This window comes from Nodularia spumigena CCY9414 (assembly GCF_000340565.2).
In the GTDB taxonomy this organism is placed as follows: Bacteria; Cyanobacteriota; Cyanobacteriia; order Cyanobacteriales; family Nostocaceae; genus Nodularia; species Nodularia spumigena.
Map to the genome: position 1 here is coordinate 5,099,910 of NZ_CP007203.1, position 18,169 is coordinate 5,118,078.

Sequence of the window (18,169 nt, forward strand, 5' to 3'; positions counted from 1 at the left end):
TACTTTCTGCTTCATCCTGGTAATGTCGGCATTATCCAGTCCACAGACTAACACTGTCTAACTGACAGCTTTTGACAAATCAATTTTTGATAAATTGATAGCTGCGTTTAAATCTCTATCACACTCAAAACCGCAATTTTCACATTGAAAAACTCTTTCGTTAAGTGTGAGATTTTCTTTTTTAGTTCCGCAATTAGAACAAGTTTTAGAACTGGGATACCATCTATCAACCACGACAAGTTCAGAACTATACAATTCACACTTGTAGGTTAGTTGACGACGAAACTCATGAAATCCCATATCGGAGATTGCTTTTGCTAATTTCCTGTTTGCCAACATTCCAGATACGTTTAAATCTTCGATTACCACTTTGCCGTGGTTCTTGGCTAATAAAGTAGTAAGTTTGTGTAATGTATCTTTACGAATGTTGGCAATCTTCAGATGCAATTTAGCAATTTTTAGTTGTGCTTTTCTCCAATTGTTTGAATTGATAACTTTATTTCTGTTTAACCATTGCAACCTGCTTAATTTAGATTCATATTTTTTGTAAGACTTTGCACCTTCTATAATTTCACCTGTTGATAGAGTAGCTAAATTTTTTACACCTAAGTCTACTCCCACAACTTTGAGGTTTTTATTATCTTGTTTTTCTACATCAAATCTAAAACTAATAAACCATCTATTAGCCTTACGACTAATGGTTACTGATTTAATTTCTTTTTGAGGTAGTCTTTCATAAGTTTGGAGAACTCCTATCTTCGGTACTTGTATTTTATTTGACTCTAAATTTTTGACACTACCCTCTAAGGTAAAGCTATCATGTTTACCCTTTCTCTTAAATTTAGGCACTCCTGATATTTTTTTAAAGCACCTATCCCATGCTGTTTTTAAAGCTCGTAGAGCTTCTTGTGGTGCTGATTTTGAACATTCGTAATACCAGGGATTTTCACTTTTTACTAATGCTACTAACCATTTATGTAAATCAATAGCAGTAGGAAATTTTATTTTGGAATTAGGATTTAACTTATTGTGATCTAATATCTGTTTGGTAAGAGCTAATCCCCAATTCCAAGCATGACGAGCAACACCACAATGTTGAAGTAGTTGGGTACGCTGATGGTTATTGATTTTTAACTCAGTTTTAAAGCCGAACAGCAACTTCTTTCAACTCCTCTATAATTTTCTTGTTTTTGTGACTTCTAGATCCATACAGTCTGGCACTAAAAACTGTAATTATTTCTAAAACATCTTGAGCTAAGTCTTCTTCAAAAGTTGAGTCTTCAGTTCTATTGATAATTACTATTTCTGTTCCAAAATGTTCACACAAACTAAAAATTAATTCACTACCAAATCTCAATAGTCTATCTTTATGGGTTAAAACAAGACGTTCAAGTTTACTATCAACAATTAATCGGATTAATCTCTTTAATCCTTTTTTGCTGTAGTTTAAGCCTGAACCTAAGTCTTCTATAATTTCAAATTGCCAACCATTTTGAGCGCAAAATAATTCAACAACTTGCTTTTGTCTTTCTAGGTCTTCTTTTTGGTCATGGCTAGAAACTCGACAGTAACCAATGGTGTAAGATAAATCAGGCTTGATTCCTAACAATTGAGCTAAATCATATCTTCTATGACCACTAGCTGTTCTTTCGGGAATTAATTTACCTTCTGTTTCCCATCTTCTGAGTGTGGAAACACTTACACCTTTTAACTTTGCTGCTTCAGATATAGATAACTTACTCATATAACTACTATAGCATAGCATTTAAGTAGTTATGAGTAAGTATGGATAAATATTTCTAATCAGTTCCCAACCCTGTTCCCTGTTTCCTAAGATAAAAATTACCTGTGGAAAACTTATCAAACATCCTCTTAGATGGCGCAAACTCCTCCAGGCAGCTTTCATCCCTTGCCTAAAGCACGGGATACGGTGCTACGCACCTGTTCCTCAAGGGTTTTCAGCCTGCCTTCCTTCCTTATAAATATCCCTACGTTTTGAACGTTTCCGATTTCGGTTACACTTCTGATCAATTCGACTTCCTCAGCTAAATCTAACTACAACTTGGGAAGGTTACGTTTAGAGGGACTGAGATCAATTGAGACCATCGAAGCCCAACTCTTAAAAATTACTATAAAATTACTATTCTATCTTTTGTATCTATTATACCATACAGTATTGAATAATAATTGTGATTTTTAGGAAAAGCTATACTAAATTTTATAATGTCAATTATAATACCTTATGACTTACGCACAAATTACGGAATAACGAACCACACCAGACGCAGAGTACACAGAGGAATAAGGGTCTGAGAGGGTTTTTGCGTAACTCCTGCTAGTGCTTGAGGATGGCTAAAATAGACAATATGCTTATCCCCGCGATTCCAGATAGTGAAGTTATCACCATAAACTTGGGCAAAATCTTCTACATATTTCACCGGCTGAGTGATAAATTTAACCATCCGCAAATAGCGTGGTAATTTGGGACCATCAGGTAAGTTGTAAGTTACTGTCATAGGAGTTTGTTTGAAGTGACGGCTGCTGATGTTAATTTTTACGAGTTTTTCTGTGAATGAAGGCTACACAAAGCGGTATATTTAACTAAGGCAGCCTGGTAAGTAAGCATTGCCAAAAATCATCGTTATCCTCAACGCTAAGAAAGGAGTCGGTAAAACGACTATGGCAGTTAATTTAGCTGCACAATTTGGGCAAAAAAACAAGTTTAATCTCATTGATGCAGATATTCAAGTTTCTGCCAATTATTGGACGGGGCGGAATTATAACTAGAAGGTGTCGTCATTACTCAATGGCGAGGAAACAATGCACCGCAGGCGGAGTTAGTCTCATGCTGCGTGGCGGAGGAATTACAGCGTGATTGGAGAAAATAATGGTTAAGAAACATCTATCTGACTCACTACAAGAAGAAGCGCAAAAGTTGATACCACTGGAAAATCAATCGGTGATTGAAGTTAAAGCTGAGAAAGTTACCGAAGAAAATACTTTAACTACAGATAAATTACCTACGCTGTCTCATAAACAGACTCCTCTCAAGGAAGCTATGTCTACTAATAATAATTTAGAAACCACTGTCCAAGAATTAAAAGAAAATCTTGAAGAATCTCAAGATAAACAAAAAGCTTTTCAAAAGCAAATTGTCGATTTGCAATCAGTTTTGTATGAAAAGCAAGTATTAATAGAACGGCTGACAAAAGAACTACACGAAGCTAAACAAGACGCGTTACACCTTGCAGAAGCTAATTCTCAACTTATAGAAGAAAGTAAATCACGCATCCCAGTCAAAGAGAATAAGCCTGTAATTCCAGAGAAACCGAACACCTCGGCTATCCAAGTAAAAGAAAAATATAACCCAGTGGGTTATAAAAAATCACATCAAGTTCCCGAATATCTCCTAGAACGCCAAAAAGAAGGAGATAATTTTGCCGATAATACTTGGTTGTACGATTGAATTCGTAATTCGTAATTCGTAATTCGTGATTCGTGATTAATTACGAAATTGATTAATTACGAAATGCCAAAATGTGTTGGGCGGTGACTTCTGGCTGTTCTAAGTGTGGGACATGACCAGAGTCTTCAATCCAGATAAGTTTACTATGGGGAATTGCCTGTTGGAACTTTTTGCCATCAACTGTACCCAAAATTTTATCTGTATCACCCCATAAAATCAGTGTTGGTTGCACAATTTCTGAAAGCTGCTTTGCTTTAAAAGCACTGTAACCACCACTTTTAGTAAAGGCTATTAATGCTTGTGTCCAATTGGGCATTTCTAGGTGTAATGCGCCACATAATTGAGCATCGATTGACGCGAGAAGCTGATTTTTGTACGCAGTCCGGGAAATGCGATCGCGTATCTTCGGATTACGTAAAAAGTTAGCTGCAAAAGCATCCAATGGGGGAAACATCAATTTACTTAACGGTGAACCCCCTTTTAAACCAGCGCTATCGATTAACACCAGTTTTTCTACTACTTCTGGGTAAGTAAAGGTGAAATCAATGGCCGCAGCACCCCCCATCGACGCACCCACCAAAATCACTGGTTGGTTAATCAGGGTTTTCCAGAAATGATACAGATGGGTTTTAATGGCTATGGGGCTAAATGGTAAACCCTCTATTCTGTCTGTAAACCCAAAGCCTAATAAATCCACAGCCCAAGTTTGATTATCCCTTGCGAGCAGTGGCAAAAGGCGACGAAATTCTAACACGGAACTGTCGAAGCCGTGAATTAATAAAATCGGCGTACCACCACTACCTTGTTGAACATAGGTAGTAGTAATTGGTTGGCTAATTAAAGGAGTTGCGATCGCTTGACTTTGAATATTTTCAGCCAAGGCGATGGAAGTAGATTCTGTCAGTTGCCCAACTGAGGTAGGTAAAAAACTAGGAAACATATATTTTAGTTTACCGTTTAAGAGTACTCCAGTTACTGCCAAATTGTGGGTATATCAAATATGTTTATGTCCCTGACTCGATTGTTAAATTATTCTCTATGGCTAAAGTGGACTATCATCACTTTACTAGGCTTTCTTGTGAGTAGTATTACAGGCTTAATGGGGGGATTTTTGGGCTTTAAAATCCTTGCCTATCCACTATCTTGGGTGATTAGAGGGTGTGAAGGACAAGGTGCAATTGGATGTATAATTCTTGGCGCAGCATTAGGCGCAGCGATAGGCTTAGGGCTAGCGGTTGGTATCGCCCAATGGTTTATCCTCCGCAGCATTGTATCGCGTTCCCAATGGTGGATTCTCGCATCGGTTTTAGGATGGTGCGGTATCTTCTTCACCTTGATTGTCATGCTATACACAGCAATACCTGTACCTGGTTCGCCGGAATTTGGGCAGCCTATCATAGCACAATTGCCCTTAGCTGGGAGAGCGATTGCACAAGTTACATTAGCGGGTGCGCTGATGGGATTATTTCAGTGGTTGATTCTACGTTCGTCTGTGCGGCAATCATGGTGCTGGATTCCGGCTCATGCTTTAATTATGCTGTTGGCAGCATTGGGGGTATTGATTCTGGGGTATAACATCGGTGGTTTACCCGGTATGGGCATATTTATCATGATTTTTTCGCCAATTTATGCCGTGTTGAGTGGTAGCCTCTTAGACTGGCTGGTAAAGCATAGCAGAAATCCAGTCACCACCTAACCCGTCACTGCTCTAAAAACAGAAAAATATCTCAAATGTCAAAATTGGTACGAAAGCCTCGTACAATTGATATCACTTCATTTTTTCAACTCAGGAGCTAATGCCATGCCAATGGCGGTTGGCGTAATTGAAACCTTGGGCTTTCCTGCTGTACTAGCAGCAGCCGATGCAATGGTTAAATCTGCCGCAGTCACAATTGTGTATTATGGTCAAGCTGAAAGCGCTCGGATGTTAGTCGCTGTTCGGGGACGCGTTTCGGAAGTTAACAGGGCGGTAGAAGCAGGAATATTCGCCGGAGAACAAACGTTTGGTGGTCAAGTAATTACCCACTACATTGTTCCTAACCCTCCAGAAAACGTGGAAACCATTTTACCAATCCACTTCACCGAAACATCTGAACCTTTTCGTATGTAATAGGCAAATTCGTGATCTCATGTCTTGCACCATTGTCAATAACTCTAGGGTGAACACTACCAAAAGCATAAAAATCAAGGTTTGAGCGCACGGTAAACAGTATTCACCCGATAAAAATTGTCATCAAATCAGTGATGCAAGATTTCAGCCCCGAATAAGCACAGATGACAAACCCGCAACGTATGAAAAAAACACATTGAGCAAATTTTTACCCGGTCAGGGTTTTAAAATGTTTTTTGTGAAAATCATCAAACTTCCCCACGTTGCTTCCGACAATACATTTATTCATACAGGAGATTACTAATGTCACTACAGGCCGTTGGCGCACTTGAAACGAAGGGTTTTCCGGCTGTACTAGCAGCAGCTGATGCGATGGTTAAAGCTGGTCGCGTCACCCTTGTTGGTTATATCAGAGTGGGTAGCGCTCGTTTTACAATCAATATTCGCGGAGACGTTTCTGAGGTCAAAACAGCTATGGCAGCTGGTATTGAAGCCGCAGAAAATGTTCATGGTGGAACTCTAGAATCCTGGGTAATTATTCCTCGTCCCCATGAAAACGTGGAAGCGGTTCTACCAATTGGCTATACAGATGCAGTCCAACAGTATCGGGATTCTGTAGAAAACCCAATTGTACGCTCATCTAACAGGTTATAAGCTAAAATTCATCAATTGTTAGTCAAGAGTTAAAAGTTGAGGTGTTAATGAATTATTGACAATTAACCTTTGACTATTGACTTTTTTTTGACCAAACTATGATAAATCCATAACTTTAGTTTTCTATCCCAATAACTAGTACAGTACGGCGTAAATAGGACAACCATTTAAAATCAATCAAAAGCCTATAAAGTCAGACTTTTGACTTTTGACTTTTGACTTTTGACTTCCGCCTTGCGGTACTAGGTGATCAAAAAAAGCTTTTAGTCCCCTCCTCCCTGGCAAAGAGAAGTGGCTAGGAGAGTTTTCATCTGGGCAAACTTCTCCGACAAAGATGAAGCTAAGGTGGGAGAGACTAAGGGTGGGATGTTATTTGTTTTCTAAATAGATATAGCGTTTCCTAGTTTGCTGGGGTAGGGATTTATCTGTGTTTATCTGTGTTTATCTGTGGTCAATTAATTCTTGGTGTACCTGATTGAGGTGGGTATCGCTATATACTTAAATATGAAACTTTAACTTAGGTTAGGTTGACATGGAAAAAGATTTTTTTACCTGAGATTAGCCGTAGGACTAATTGCAACACAACCTCATCATCTCCCCTATTTCTTCCCGTTTAGTTCCTAATCTACTAAATATTATTTAACAAAGCACAGAAAGTGATGGCAGCAGCAACTCATCTTAGATACATCTAGGTCAAATAAAAACTAAAATTTAGAAAAAATTCCCTGAATTTTGCATAAAGTTAGTAAATCCAGACGTAATAAGAATAGACCAATGAAATGTCTTTATGAAAAAGACATACTCATGGGCAACTGCCAGATGATAAGTTAAGTATGACAAATGGGGGTTGTGATGCCAACTTTAATACAGGGTTTTGAGGAGCGCAATCTCGCTATGACTAAGGAGGCAGAAAAATTAGCTGATTATTGGGGTAAGCGTCTGGCGGCGGAGTGTCCAGAACAAAGCATGGCCAACAGAAAAAGTATTATTCTTTGGCTTTTAGGAAGTGATTTAGAACGCTTCGACCAGAGCAAACCTCAAGAACTCAACATTGCTAAACAAGCGATGGAATATCGCTGGAAAATTTTACGTCAACGCTACTTGGGTATCGGGCGAGAACGTGCCTACCGTCACCTGCTGACTCGTCTAGGAAATTTAGTCACATTACGCAATAGTATACAGACTTGGGTTTCTCTGAGTCGCGATCGCCAGCGTAGTGTTATGGATGTTTTGCAAGAAGTTATACAAGAATTACTGCAAAACGATAAGTATATGCAGCAGCAAATGGCTTGTATTGCTGAATTTACCCCGGATAAACGACTGCGTGATACGCTATTATTTGCCAGTATAGAAGAGTATTCTATGCGTCCAGTGCGGAATCAACCCTTGCTCCTATATAGATTTGTCAACTACCTGCGACGGGTTCAGCGTGGGGGCTTAACCCAAGTGCCAAGCAGTGATTTAGTTAGGATAGTTTCCGAAGAAATCCTCTCAGAGGATAATGATCATCGGGTGAACTTGGCGGATAATCAGGCAGTTGCCGAATATCAAACAGCACAACAACTAGAAGAACAACAAGCACTGCGGCAGCTAGTACAACAGGAATTTGCTGATTATTTACAAGAAACCCTGGGAGAAGAAGCAGTAGAGTGGCTGCGATTGTATCTGCAAGGCAAATCCCAAGATGAAATCGCCAAAAAACTACATAAGCCAATCAAAGAAATTTACCGACTGCGAGAAAAAATTAGCTACCATGCGGTGCGCGTCTTTGCCCTCAAAGGTAAACCAGAACTCGTGGATAACTGGTTGGGAATTTCCCTAGCAGAAAATAATTTGGGACTAACTCAAAACCAATGGCAGCAGCTGTATGAAAACTTAACTCCTTTGAGGCGACAAATCCTAGATTTGCGTAAAGCAGGCAATTCTATAGAAGCAATAGCTCAACAGTTAAAGCTCAAAACTCATCAGGTGATGGGCGAATGGACAAAAGTCTATCTTGCAGCCCAATCTCTAAGAATTCAGGAATGAGTTTCACAACTGGCGATGTTTGATTTCTGCCAGCGCTAGGGTCGAGGTGATTTTTTCGGCGAAATGGCTATTTTGGATGAATCCCCCCGTTCAACCGATGTGATTGCCCTTTCGCCAGTAAAGTTGTTGAGTATCTCTAGAGAGCGTTTTATTCAAATATTATTTAAAGACCCGCAGTTACATCACCGGATGTTGCAACTGATGGTGCGGCGATTGCGACAAATTAACCAGCCCTTACAAATTCGCTCTTATCGGCCTGCTGTCAAACTGGCTCATACCCTAATTAATTTGGGCGAAAGCTATGGACAAGAATCAAGCAAAGGTAAGGAAATTTTGAATATTCCTTTCAAAGATTTAGCCTAGGTGACAGAAATTGGTGTTGAAGAAACTACCAAAATCATGCAAAAACTCGATGAAAAAGGTTGGATCATGATTGACAGTGCCAACAATATTATTAATCTGATCAACTGGAAACAGTTGATTAACCTAGCTGGCAAGGTTTAAGCTCGACTTTATGTGTTTACACCAATAATTCCCCCCTTCAGAGTTAGAACACCAACATATTTACGAAATTACCCTTTCTGCATCATGATAAATGTAATGGTTTGGACATGACATTTATGAAATGTGGGAAACTACTTGTATTGGGTAAATCTCAGGCTAGTTAAATGTGTTCAGAAGTTGACCGTACTCATATTCGCTCAAATTGCTCCCCCTGTAGCAAATACTCAAGACGTTATCCTTGTAGGATGTAGCGGTTCCTTCGGGTATACGGTCAAGATGCAGGGGGTAAATTCCTAGGAATCCCTATGACGCAAGAATCCTGTGGCTTTTGAGCATGGGGAGTGTCAATCAGTCTTCAGTCTACAGTTGTTAACTATTGACCATTAACTATTGACTTACGACCATTGACTATTGACTATTGTCTATAAACTATTGACTCAAAATTTATAACTCTTAATTACAGATGACCGAAGCAACAGCACCTCGTATCGAGATTGGCATCCAGGAAACAGTACCGATGATTCATTACCTGGTGGCAATGCCTCAACCACAAACGCATCTGTTTGAGGTGACATTGCAGCTAATCAACCACTCATCAAAAATTCTTGACTTGAAAATGCCAGTATGGACACCAGGCTCATACTTAGTGCGAGAATACGCCAAAAATTTACAGTATTTTGCCGCTTTTGCAGGGGATAAGCCTTTGCCTTGGCGAAAAATCAGTAAAAACCATTGGCAGGTCAATACAAGCGGTGTTTCAGAATTAACTGTGCGTTACCGGATGTTTGCCAATGAGCTATCGGTACGGACGAATCATTTGGATAGTACCCACGGCTATTTCAACGGTGCGGCACTGTTTTTTAGACTCCCTGGTTGGGAAAGTCTACCAATTCAGATTACTGTCGTACCACCGCGCCCAGACTGGCGGGTAACTACTTCTTTACCAGCAGTTGGTGGGCAAGCCTATACTTTCTTAGCTGACGATTTTGACACTCTTGTGGATAGCCCTGTGGAAATTGGTAACCACAAATCATATTACTTTGAGGTTTTGGGAAAGCCCCATGAACTGGCTGTTTGGGGAGAGGGTAATTTACAATCACAGCAAGCAATTGCCGATATCCAAAAAGTTATCCAGGTGGAAGCGCAGATGTTTGGGGGTTTACCCTACGAACGATATATTTTTCTGCTGCATTTATTCGCCCAAGCTTATGGAGGGTTGGAGCATAAAAACTGTTGTTCATTAATTTACCAGCGTTTTGGGTTTCGCTCTCAGGATAAATACGAGCGCTTTGTGCAATTGGTGGCACATGAATTTTTTCACTTGTGGAATGTCAAACGCATTCGCCCCAAAGGTTTGGAAGTTTTTGATTATGAGCAGGAAAACTATACTTCTTCTTTGTGGTTCTGTGAGGGAACTACAAGTTACTACGATTTACTGATTCCTCTGCGGGCTGGCATTTATGATGCTAAGTCCTATTTAAGTCATTTGAGTAAGGAAATTACCAGATTTCTGACTACGCCTGGGCGCAAGGTGCAACCACTGGCTGAGTCGAGTTTTGATGCTTGGATTAAACTTTATCGTCCAGATGCCAATAGCAATAATTGCCAAATGTCCTACTATTTGAAGGGGGAAATGGTTTCTTTGTTGCTAGATTTGCTGATTAGAGCCAGACATGGTAATCAGCGATCGCTTGATGATGTGATGCGGCAAATGTGGTGGAAATTTGGACAGCCAGAAATTGGCTACACCCCCGAACAGTTGCAGGAAGTAATTGAATCGGTGGCGGGTGTGGATTTGGCTGATTTCTTTGAATCCTACATTAATAGCACTGACGAATTACCTTTTAATCATTACCTGGAACCTTTCGGTTTACATCTAGTAGCCGAACGAGAAGAAGAACCTTATTTAGGTATTAAGGCAAAAACTGAAAATGCACGAGAAGTAATTAAATTTGTGGAAGTCGGCTCACCTGCACAAGTAGCGGGAATTGATGCAGGCGATGAGTTATTGGCCATTGAGGGTATCCGGTTAACAGCTCATCAACTGAGCGATCGCCTCAAAGATTACCAACCAAACGATACTATTGCAGTCACAGTTTTCCACCAAGATGAATTACGCACCTATTCTGTTACCCTTGGTACACCACATCCGACTAAGTTTCAGATTGTTCCAGTACATAATCCCGACCCCTCGCAAAAAGAGAATGGTGCAGGGTGGTTAGGCGTACCGATAGTTACTCTTCGTTAATAGGTGAACTACCTACACTGCACCGCCATCAGTGTAGGCTTCTCAATTCATTGGGGTTAATCAAATGCTCCACCGTGTTAAGTTGTCTTTGAAAATATAACCGATACAACTCACACGCCGGAGTACAGCGATCGCCTGACAGATTCACCAGCCCCATACTATATAATTTATATGCTATGGTAGGCTCCAAATTCACATCATTGCTCGCAGTAATTACCTCATAGAAAGCAGTAGCCAATTCTGGCTCCCCTTGCAATACCAATACATACTGTTTCAAATACTCGTGATAAATTCCCTTTGTAGTCGCTGCTTGTTGTAGTAGTTCCTCTAGGTTCCCTTCTAAGCCTCCCTTACCCACAAGGTGATACAAAGCCAATCTGACTAAATAGGGATGTCCCCCCACCATCGCCATCAAACGTTGAGTATTCTGACTATCAACCCAATCTAAACCATGACGTTGTGCTAAATCCTCAACCTGCTCTTTTGTAAAATTTGGCAACTTAATTAACAACCCCATATTGAATGGGGATTTTGTCAGTTTTAAACTCACAAGAATATCCTGAGAATAAACCAATACCAGGCGGAGCTTTTGCCAAACTTCCACCATTTTGGACTGTTCATACCAAGAACGCATCAATGGCAGAAATTCCCCAGCAATCTCAGGATAATCAAATACCCAATCTACTTCGTTGAATACCAACACCACAGGACTTTTCACAGCAGTTAGCAAATACTTCTGGAAATACATAGAGCAGCTAACTTTACTACCCATATCCTCATCCCAGTAATCGTTAAGTTTTGGTTCTAGCTGTAACTCCCGGCTAACATTGGCACACAACCAGCGTAAAAACTTATCCAAACTGCTAAAGACTGCTTTATCTGCTTGCTGAAAATCCAAACTAACGGTGCGAAAACCTTCATTAGTAGCCCGTGTAATTATCCTGAGAATCAGAGAACTTTTTCCCATTTTATTCGGAGATTGGATACAGACAACACTTCCTGGTGTAGTTATTTCTGCATAGAAAAGTTCCTCTATTGGCGGGCGAGGAATGTATAATCTAGAATTAGGAGATACTGGGCTATTAGGAAATTCCAGAGATATGGCAGTTGCAGCCCGGTTAAACTCCTTAATTAACTGTTGATGGGTTTTAGTGAGACGGCGAGATAACAACTTTTCACGGAAGTTAGATTTATGAATCGGTTCCCCCCAAAAATCGCTTAAAGATTGCCATAAATGAGCAGCAACTTTCCGCACACGCTCTTCCCCGTAGTGGGCTTCAAAAGCTATACTTGTATATGTTTTTCCCTCCCAGGAAGAACGCAAAATCATCTCTTGGAGTGTTGTCACACCATTAACTTGGCTGGCTTTTAGTAGCAATACGACTTCATCTATCGTCATTCTTCATTGGCCTTAGTTCTGTGTTTTTTTGTCCTCGAAGTTGAGGTTCTGAGGATTAAAATTAATGTAGCCTCCTAAATTTGATTGAAAGCCTAATTTTTTTCCAAAAAGCTACAAATGCAGCTTGACAATATTACTTTTTTGTGAAAAATCTGACGTACATCGATTTTAGAGTTATTTAAATAAAAATTCACAGGTATTCCATCTCGTTAATTCGTAATTTTAGATACTCATTATCTAATATTTGGAGATATAGATGTACAAAATGTAGTTAATTTTTGGTAAAATTTTATGTGAGCGATCGCCACAGAAGTTACAATCTTCCGGTGAAGATTTCCTATATTTAATTCAAGATTAGAAATACTTTTTTTATTTTCAGGTACTAACACAGCGCAGAGAAAGAAACCCAGCATATCTTCCTCATCCTATCAGCCGCTATGAATATCCCAGAACCTGCTACCTACAACATGGAAGCTCATATTTCAGCGTCAAGCTTGCAAAATTTCCCAGATCAACAGCCACAAGCAGCCTTACAAATGGCATTAGCTTCTAGTGGTCTAGGTTGGTGGAATTGGAATTTAGTTACCAATAAAACCTATTTTGACCCTCAGTGGAAGCACATTTTAGGGTATCAGCGAGAAGAAATTACCAACGCCTATGAATCCTTTGAAAAACTTGTACATCCAGAGGATTTGTGGAAAGTCCAACAGGTATTACAAGAGTATCTTCAAGGATGCACACCTAAATTTGAAATTGAATTCAGAATGTTGGCTAAATCTGGCGAGTGGAAATGGATTTTATCAGGTGGTTGTGTATTTGAGTGGGATGAATTTGGTAAACCCATATTGATGACAGGAACTCATAGAGATATTACCCAAGAGAAGTTGTTTCAAGAAAGTTTGCAACAGGATAAAAAGCAAGAACAATTGTTAGCAGAAGCACAAATAAAAGAAAAGTCAGCACAACTGCAAATTACCCAAAGACAATTATTACAGAATGACCAAATGGCTAATCTCGGTCAAATCGTAGTCGAGATGGCTAACGAAATTTATCATCCTGTTAACTTTATTTATGATAATTTTCATCCCACAAGTCAGTATGCTGAAGAGTTAATTAAAGTAATTGAACTGTATCAATATTATTATCCCAAACCGAACTCAGAAATTACCTCATATTTGCAAGAGTTCGACTTTAGTCTGATAAAAACAGACTTTTTACAATTGCTTTGGTCAATGCAATCTGGCTCTGAGCGTCTTCAAGAGATTGTTTCGGCTCTGCGGAATTTCTCGAACCTTGATGCAGATAAAATGCAAAAATCTAACCTACATGAGGGACTGGATAGTGTAATCAGGATATTGCAGCATCGCCTCAAAGAAAAGCCAGATAGACCAGGAATTGAAGTTATTAAAGAATTTGGAGAATTACCTTTAATTGACTGTTATCCTGGAGAGTTAAATCAGGTATTTATGAATATTCTAAATAATGCCATTGATGCGTTAGAAGAAAGGATGAAACAAGATTATTCCTTGATTCCCCAGATTTTCATTCGCACAGAAGTTGTGAGCAGTCATTTATCATTAGTCACTAGTAATGAATCCCACAGAGTTGATAATCAGCTTGGGAAAAAGCAAAAAGTTGTGATTCATATTTATGACAATGGTAAAGGTATTCTTCCGCATATTAAAAGGCGGATTTTTGAACCTTTCTTTACTACTAAAGCAATGGGTAAAAGTAAGGGTCTAGGACTAGCAATTAGTCAACAAATTATTGTGGAAAAACATCATGGGAAACTTAGGTGTAATTCTCAATTAGGTCAAGGTACAGAGTTTGTTATTGAAATGAATACCACAGCGCGACACTATGCTGATATGAGAAGACACGCTAATTTTTAAGTAATAAAGTCTGTGGAAGAAAATAAAGAACCTCACCCCCAGCCCCTCTCCTTAGTAAGGAGAGGGGAGACTTTATACGTAGGTTGAAAGATTCGGCATTTTGGCATGACAAATCTTTCGGTTCCGGTTTTAATAATATATCAACAGGGATAACGGGAATGCGAAAACTGTCCGCAGTATAGGGTCAAGCCTTGTTTTCAATCCTCCCATCTCTATGCCAGTTGTTGATTTTGTGCTGTTGAACGGCTAAAATGGGTGAACAAGTCAATTCGCCGCACGAAGTCATCGCTTCATTACAACTGGCTAAATATGTGACTAAATTAAATAAGTTAACAGTTATAGCGGTTCTCGGTTGAGTGAGATAGAAGAACCCCACCCCCAACCCCCTCCGGTGCAAGCGAGGAACCACTATGTACACACAAATAATCTGATCCCCCTAAATCCCCCTTAAAAAGGGGGACTTTGATTCTAGTTCCCCCCTTCTCAAGGCTACGGTGTACACACAAATGATTAAATTCTCAAAATCCTTTTTTTGTAGGGTGTGTTGTCGCGCAGCGCAACGCACCATCCCAAATTTGCGGTGCGTTAGGACTAACGTCCATAACACACCCTACCTAAATGAAAGGTTTTTGGACTTGTGTGTAGACCGTAGCGCAAGCGAGGAGGGGGCTATGATGTATTTCATTCAAGTGCATAGCACTATAACTGATAACTGTTAACTGTTAACTGATAACTGATAACTATTCTGTGGGTGCTGGTTCTTCTACAGGGCGAATTATGGCTGGGGCTGGTGTGACTTCTGGTTGGAAGATTCCTTCTAATGCTTGTTCTAATGTTGGAGCCATGACGATGCGGTTTTCAAAGGCGACGATTACTCGGACTAGGGTGGGTAGTCTGTTTTGGGTGGCTTCTAAATAAATTGGCTCGACGTATAATAATGATTGTTCTATGGGAATAATCAAGAGATTACCTTGAACGGCTCTTGAACCCTGGCGGTTCCATAGGGAAATTTGCTGGGAAATTACTGGGTCTTGGTTAATTCGGGCTTCTATTTGCTCTGGTCCGAAAATTAAGCGTTCTTTGGGAAATACATATAGTAGTAATTTACCGTAATTTTCACCGTCTGACCTTGCTGCTAACCAAGCGATTAAGTTGGAGCGTTGTCTGGGTGTGTAGGGTAATAATAAGATAAATTCTTCTGTACGAGGAGAATCGTTTTCAACGAAGGGAAGGGTGGGGAGGCTGGTTATTAAATAGTAGGGGTCTACTGGACGGGCTTCACTACCATAGATTTCGTTGGGTATTTGCCATTGGTCTTCTCGGTTATAGAATACCTGGGGGTCTGTCATGTGGTAGGTCATCAATCGCTCTGATTGAATTTTGAAGTAGTCTACCGGATAACGAATATGGCTGAGGAGGCTAGGGGGTAAATCGCTGAGGGGTTTGAAGGTGTTGGGAAATATTTTTGACCAAGTTTGAATTATCGGGTCACGGGTATCGGCGATGTAAAAGTTAACTGTACCGTGGTAAGCATCGATGACTATTTTGACGGAGTTACGGATGTAGTTGATGTTTTCGCTGGTGGTGTCAGAGTAAGGATAGCGATCGCTTGTGGTATAAGCGTCTATAATCCAATAAAGGTAATTACCATTACTAGGAAAATCACCGTCGCCATTTTCTGGGTTGGCATCGGCAGCGACTAAGTAAGGGTCACTATCAAATTGTAAGAAAGGTGCGATCGCCTGAATACGTTCCTTAATATTTCGTCGGAATAATACCTTGGTATCTGGCAAAAAGTCCCGTGTAAACAGCATTTGCCAATCTTTCAAATACATAGAAAATAATAAGCGTCGCCACCCCGTACCAATGCGAACGCCCCCCAAACCATCATATATAGTGTAAACATTATCACTACCACTGGGAAAATCTAATTCTTTAACTCTTGTCCCAGTCATCACATAAGTATCACTGATTTCACCGAAATAAATTCGGGGCTGTCCAATGGGAACGCTGTCACGAATGGCTTCACTGGAGGTATTCAGGGCGCTTTCATTATTCCCAGCGATATCTTTAACAAAGTATTCTGGTAGTCCTCCTGGGCCTACAGTATTAACGGGACTGAGGGTAAACCCGTAGCCGTGGGTATAAATTAAATGACGATTTACCCAAGTCTGTGCCTGTTGAGGTACAGCAGTATAGTCTAATTCTCGCGCCGAAATTAGAACTTGTCGCCGTTCTGTGGGCTGTGTCTGTTCTGGGTTGGCTTCTGTCACCTCTGTGGGTGCTGTCGGTCTTTGTGCGGGTGCTTCTTTCAAAAGTGTATAACGGTCAATGTCCGCATCTGGGAAGCGGTAGTAAAGTCGAATTTGTTGGAGTTGACGGTTAGTTTCTAGGAGTGGTTGTTGATCCCAAAGCCGAATATTGCGAATTGTTAAATCGTTTCTTTGAATATCGGCTTCTGTCAAGTCTCCTGTGGGGTTGAAGGTTTGAGCGTCGATGACTTCTAAATCAAATGCTTGCCTAGTTAAGGCAATGGTACGCTCAATGTATGGTTGCTCTCGTTGTAATTCGTTGGGCTGAACAATTAAATACTGGACTACAGTGGGGAGGACAAAATCGGCTGCTACAACTACGACTAAATACAGCCCCAAACTATAAAATATAAATTTGCGATATCGAGATTGGGATTTCCAAGCAAATGTTCGCCAGAGGAGGTAAACGGCAACTACTAAAGCGAAGACGGACAAAATTGTATAAACTGGCAATACAGCCGTGACATCGGTGTAACTAGCACCGTAAGTTACCCCACGTCTAGAATAAACGAGTTCAAAACGACTCAGCCAATAACTCAGGGCGACAACCAGCATGAATAAGCCACCCAAGCCGTATAGATGACGCTGTTGTTCGGAGGAAAACCCTGGGAAAATTCCCTGACTAACACTATTTGCTGATAGAAGATAAGTTAGGCTGACAGCGATAAAAGCATATAAAAATAATCCCATCCCCCATAGTTCTAACAGTTCCCAAAATGGCAGGGAAAATATATAAAAGCTAATATCTAGATTAAATAAAGGCTCAGAGGCGTTGAAGGTTGTGGGGCTAAAATATTGCAGTACCCTAGCCCAGTTGTGAGATATTACCCAAGCAAAGAGGACACTAAAAGCTAGTGCGATCGCATTCAAGAAAAAACCAGGATAAGTTATAATTGCGATCGCCACTCCAGCAAATAAAGCCATATACCAAACTTGAGAGACAATTTGCACACTCATCAACCAAATTCGCTCAAGTCTAAATAGCGGTGGAACTGGTGGAATAGTCCTGAGAGTGGGAGAATGCCAATAACTAAGGGATATTTCACCATAATGAACCAGCATTAATCCCACTAAGACGCTGAATATCAAAGCTATAGGTAGCAACCAGAATAATCTTAATGGTTTAGTCCGAGATTTAGGTGTCTGTATTTCTTCACGTCTGGAATAATTAGGACTGAGAAAATTTTGTAAATCGCTATCAATTGCTGCTTCCTCGCGCCGGACTTCCTTAATTTTCAAAGAATCAGGATATTTTAGCTGTTCTGCAAACCTGAGATTTCCCAGTAGAAAAGTAGCCGTAACACCAGAGACAAGTATCCACAAACCGCCCTGGGTAATTATCCGCAGCAGAAATACTTGCACATAGCCCACATTCTCAAACCAGAAAATTTCTGCTCCCAGACGCGAAACCAAATCCAGGAATAGCCAAACTCCCAGTATTATTATTAATAATCTAAAGCACCATTTCCATAACATATTTGGGGAGTGGGGAGTAGGGAGTAGGGAGTGGGGAGTGGGGAATAGGGAGTGGGGAATAGGGAATTATAAAAAGCCAA

General features: G+C 40.3%; 13 protein-coding genes and 2 pseudogenes. 9 read left to right on the top strand and 6 right to left on the bottom strand.

Annotation, left to right across the window (positions count from 1 at the left end):
- Positions 1-57 precede the first annotated feature (57 nt).
- The 3 genes from NSP_RS22090 to NSP_RS22100 all read right to left on the bottom strand — a co-directional run bounded on the left by NSP_RS22090 (position 58) and on the right by NSP_RS22100 (position 2,516).
- A complete protein-coding gene (locus NSP_RS22090) occupies positions 58-1,158 on the bottom strand; it encodes an RNA-guided endonuclease InsQ/TnpB family protein (RefSeq protein WP_017803715.1) in 1,101 nt (366 codons plus the stop codon).
- Positions 1,142-1,744 (bottom strand): IS607 family transposase, encoded by a 603-nt coding sequence (locus NSP_RS22095; protein ID WP_006195580.1) that lies wholly within the window; start codon positions 1,742-1,744, stop codon positions 1,142-1,144. Before NSP_RS22095 ends, NSP_RS22090 begins: the two co-directional genes overlap by 17 nt.
- Before the next feature lie 514 nt (positions 1,745-2,258).
- Entirely contained in the window at positions 2,259-2,516 is a 258-nt protein-coding gene (locus NSP_RS22100; RefSeq protein ID WP_006197031.1) for a hypothetical protein, read from the bottom strand.
- Positions 2,517-2,625: 109 nt separating this feature from the next.
- Here NSP_RS22100 and NSP_RS24600 point away from each other — a divergent pair.
- A pseudogene (locus tag NSP_RS24600) lies at positions 2,626-2,784 on the top strand (AAA family ATPase); the annotation flags it as partial.
- A 103-nt stretch (positions 2,785-2,887) separates the two neighbouring features.
- Positions 2,888-3,466, top strand: coding sequence for a hypothetical protein (locus tag NSP_RS22105; protein WP_006197034.1), 579 nt, complete (start codon positions 2,888-2,890; stop codon positions 3,464-3,466).
- A 52-nt stretch (positions 3,467-3,518) separates the two neighbouring features.
- On the opposite strand, the gene NSP_RS22110 is transcribed toward NSP_RS22105, so the two are convergent.
- Positions 3,519-4,406, bottom strand: coding sequence for an alpha/beta fold hydrolase (locus tag NSP_RS22110; protein ID WP_006197036.1), 888 nt, complete (start codon positions 4,404-4,406; stop codon positions 3,519-3,521).
- A gap of 66 nt (positions 4,407-4,472) precedes the next feature.
- On the opposite strand from NSP_RS22110, the gene NSP_RS22115 reads away from it, so the two are divergent.
- The 6 genes and pseudogenes from NSP_RS22115 (at position 4,473) to NSP_RS22145 (ending at position 11,010) form a co-directional block, all read left to right on the top strand.
- A complete protein-coding gene (locus NSP_RS22115) occupies positions 4,473-5,162 on the top strand; it encodes a hypothetical protein (protein WP_006197037.1) in 690 nt (229 codons plus the stop codon).
- A 105-nt stretch (positions 5,163-5,267) separates the two neighbouring features.
- Positions 5,268-5,576 (top strand): carbon dioxide-concentrating mechanism protein CcmK, encoded by a 309-nt coding sequence (locus tag NSP_RS22120; RefSeq protein ID WP_006197038.1) that lies wholly within the window; start codon positions 5,268-5,270, stop codon positions 5,574-5,576.
- Positions 5,577-5,879: 303 nt separating this feature from the next.
- Positions 5,880-6,230: a carbon dioxide-concentrating mechanism protein CcmK gene (locus tag NSP_RS22125; RefSeq protein ID WP_017804430.1), complete on the top strand. Its 351-nt coding sequence runs from the start codon at positions 5,880-5,882 to the stop codon at positions 6,228-6,230.
- 840 nt (positions 6,231-7,070) lie between these two features.
- On the top strand, positions 7,071-8,258 hold the full coding sequence (locus tag NSP_RS22130) for a HetZ-related protein 2 (RefSeq protein WP_006197040.1): 1,188 nt from the start codon (positions 7,071-7,073) through the stop codon (positions 8,256-8,258).
- Between the two features lie 39 nt (positions 8,259-8,297).
- Positions 8,298-8,762 (top strand): annotated as a pseudogene (locus NSP_RS24605) (Crp/Fnr family transcriptional regulator); the annotation flags it as partial.
- 463 nt (positions 8,763-9,225) lie between these two features.
- The gene (locus NSP_RS22145) at positions 9,226-11,010 is read left to right on the top strand and encodes a M61 family metallopeptidase (RefSeq protein WP_006197043.1); all 1,785 of its coding nucleotides are present in this window, start codon (positions 9,226-9,228) and stop codon (positions 11,008-11,010) included.
- Between the two features lie 28 nt (positions 11,011-11,038).
- Here NSP_RS22145 and NSP_RS22150 read toward each other — a convergent pair whose 3' ends face one another.
- A complete protein-coding gene (locus NSP_RS22150; RefSeq protein ID WP_006197044.1) occupies positions 11,039-12,409 on the bottom strand; it encodes an AAA-like domain-containing protein in 1,371 nt (456 codons plus the stop codon).
- 437 nt (positions 12,410-12,846) lie between these two features.
- Here NSP_RS22150 and NSP_RS22155 point away from each other — a divergent pair, with 437 nt between their 5' ends.
- On the top strand, positions 12,847-14,301 hold the full coding sequence (locus NSP_RS22155) for a sensor histidine kinase (RefSeq protein ID WP_006197045.1): 1,455 nt from the start codon (positions 12,847-12,849) through the stop codon (positions 14,299-14,301).
- A gap of 740 nt (positions 14,302-15,041) precedes the next feature.
- On the opposite strand, the gene NSP_RS22160 is transcribed toward NSP_RS22155, so the two are convergent.
- Positions 15,042-18,089 (bottom strand): UPF0182 family protein, encoded by a 3,048-nt coding sequence (locus NSP_RS22160; RefSeq protein WP_071839356.1) that lies wholly within the window; start codon positions 18,087-18,089, stop codon positions 15,042-15,044.
- Positions 18,090-18,169 lie beyond the last annotated feature (80 nt).

Excerpts from the sequence above, each read along its gene's own strand:
- NSP_RS22120 (WP_006197038.1), top strand. The coding sequence starts at position 5,268 with ATGCCAATGGCGGTTGGCGTAATTGAAACCTTGGGCTTTCCTGCTGTA.
- NSP_RS22150 (WP_006197044.1), bottom strand. The coding sequence starts at position 12,409 with ATGACGATAGATGAAGTCGTATTGCTACTAAAAGCCAGCCAAGTTAAT.
- NSP_RS22145 (WP_006197043.1), top strand. The coding sequence starts at position 9,226 with ATGACCGAAGCAACAGCACCTCGTATCGAGATTGGCATCCAGGAAACA.
- NSP_RS22105 (WP_006197034.1), top strand. The coding sequence starts at position 2,888 with ATGGTTAAGAAACATCTATCTGACTCACTACAAGAAGAAGCGCAAAAG.
- NSP_RS22125 (WP_017804430.1), top strand. The coding sequence starts at position 5,880 with ATGTCACTACAGGCCGTTGGCGCACTTGAAACGAAGGGTTTTCCGGCT.
- NSP_RS22115 (WP_006197037.1), top strand. The coding sequence starts at position 4,473 with ATGTCCCTGACTCGATTGTTAAATTATTCTCTATGGCTAAAGTGGACT.
- NSP_RS22160 (WP_071839356.1), bottom strand. The coding sequence starts at position 18,089 with ATGTTATGGAAATGGTGCTTTAGATTATTAATAATAATACTGGGAGTT.
- NSP_RS22155 (WP_006197045.1), top strand. The coding sequence starts at position 12,847 with ATGAATATCCCAGAACCTGCTACCTACAACATGGAAGCTCATATTTCA.
- NSP_RS22100 (WP_006197031.1), bottom strand. The coding sequence starts at position 2,516 with ATGACAGTAACTTACAACTTACCTGATGGTCCCAAATTACCACGCTAT.
- NSP_RS22130 (WP_006197040.1), top strand. The coding sequence starts at position 7,071 with ATGGGGGTTGTGATGCCAACTTTAATACAGGGTTTTGAGGAGCGCAAT.
- NSP_RS22110 (WP_006197036.1), bottom strand. The coding sequence starts at position 4,406 with ATGTTTCCTAGTTTTTTACCTACCTCAGTTGGGCAACTGACAGAATCT.
- NSP_RS22095 (WP_006195580.1), bottom strand. The coding sequence starts at position 1,744 with ATGAGTAAGTTATCTATATCTGAAGCAGCAAAGTTAAAAGGTGTAAGT.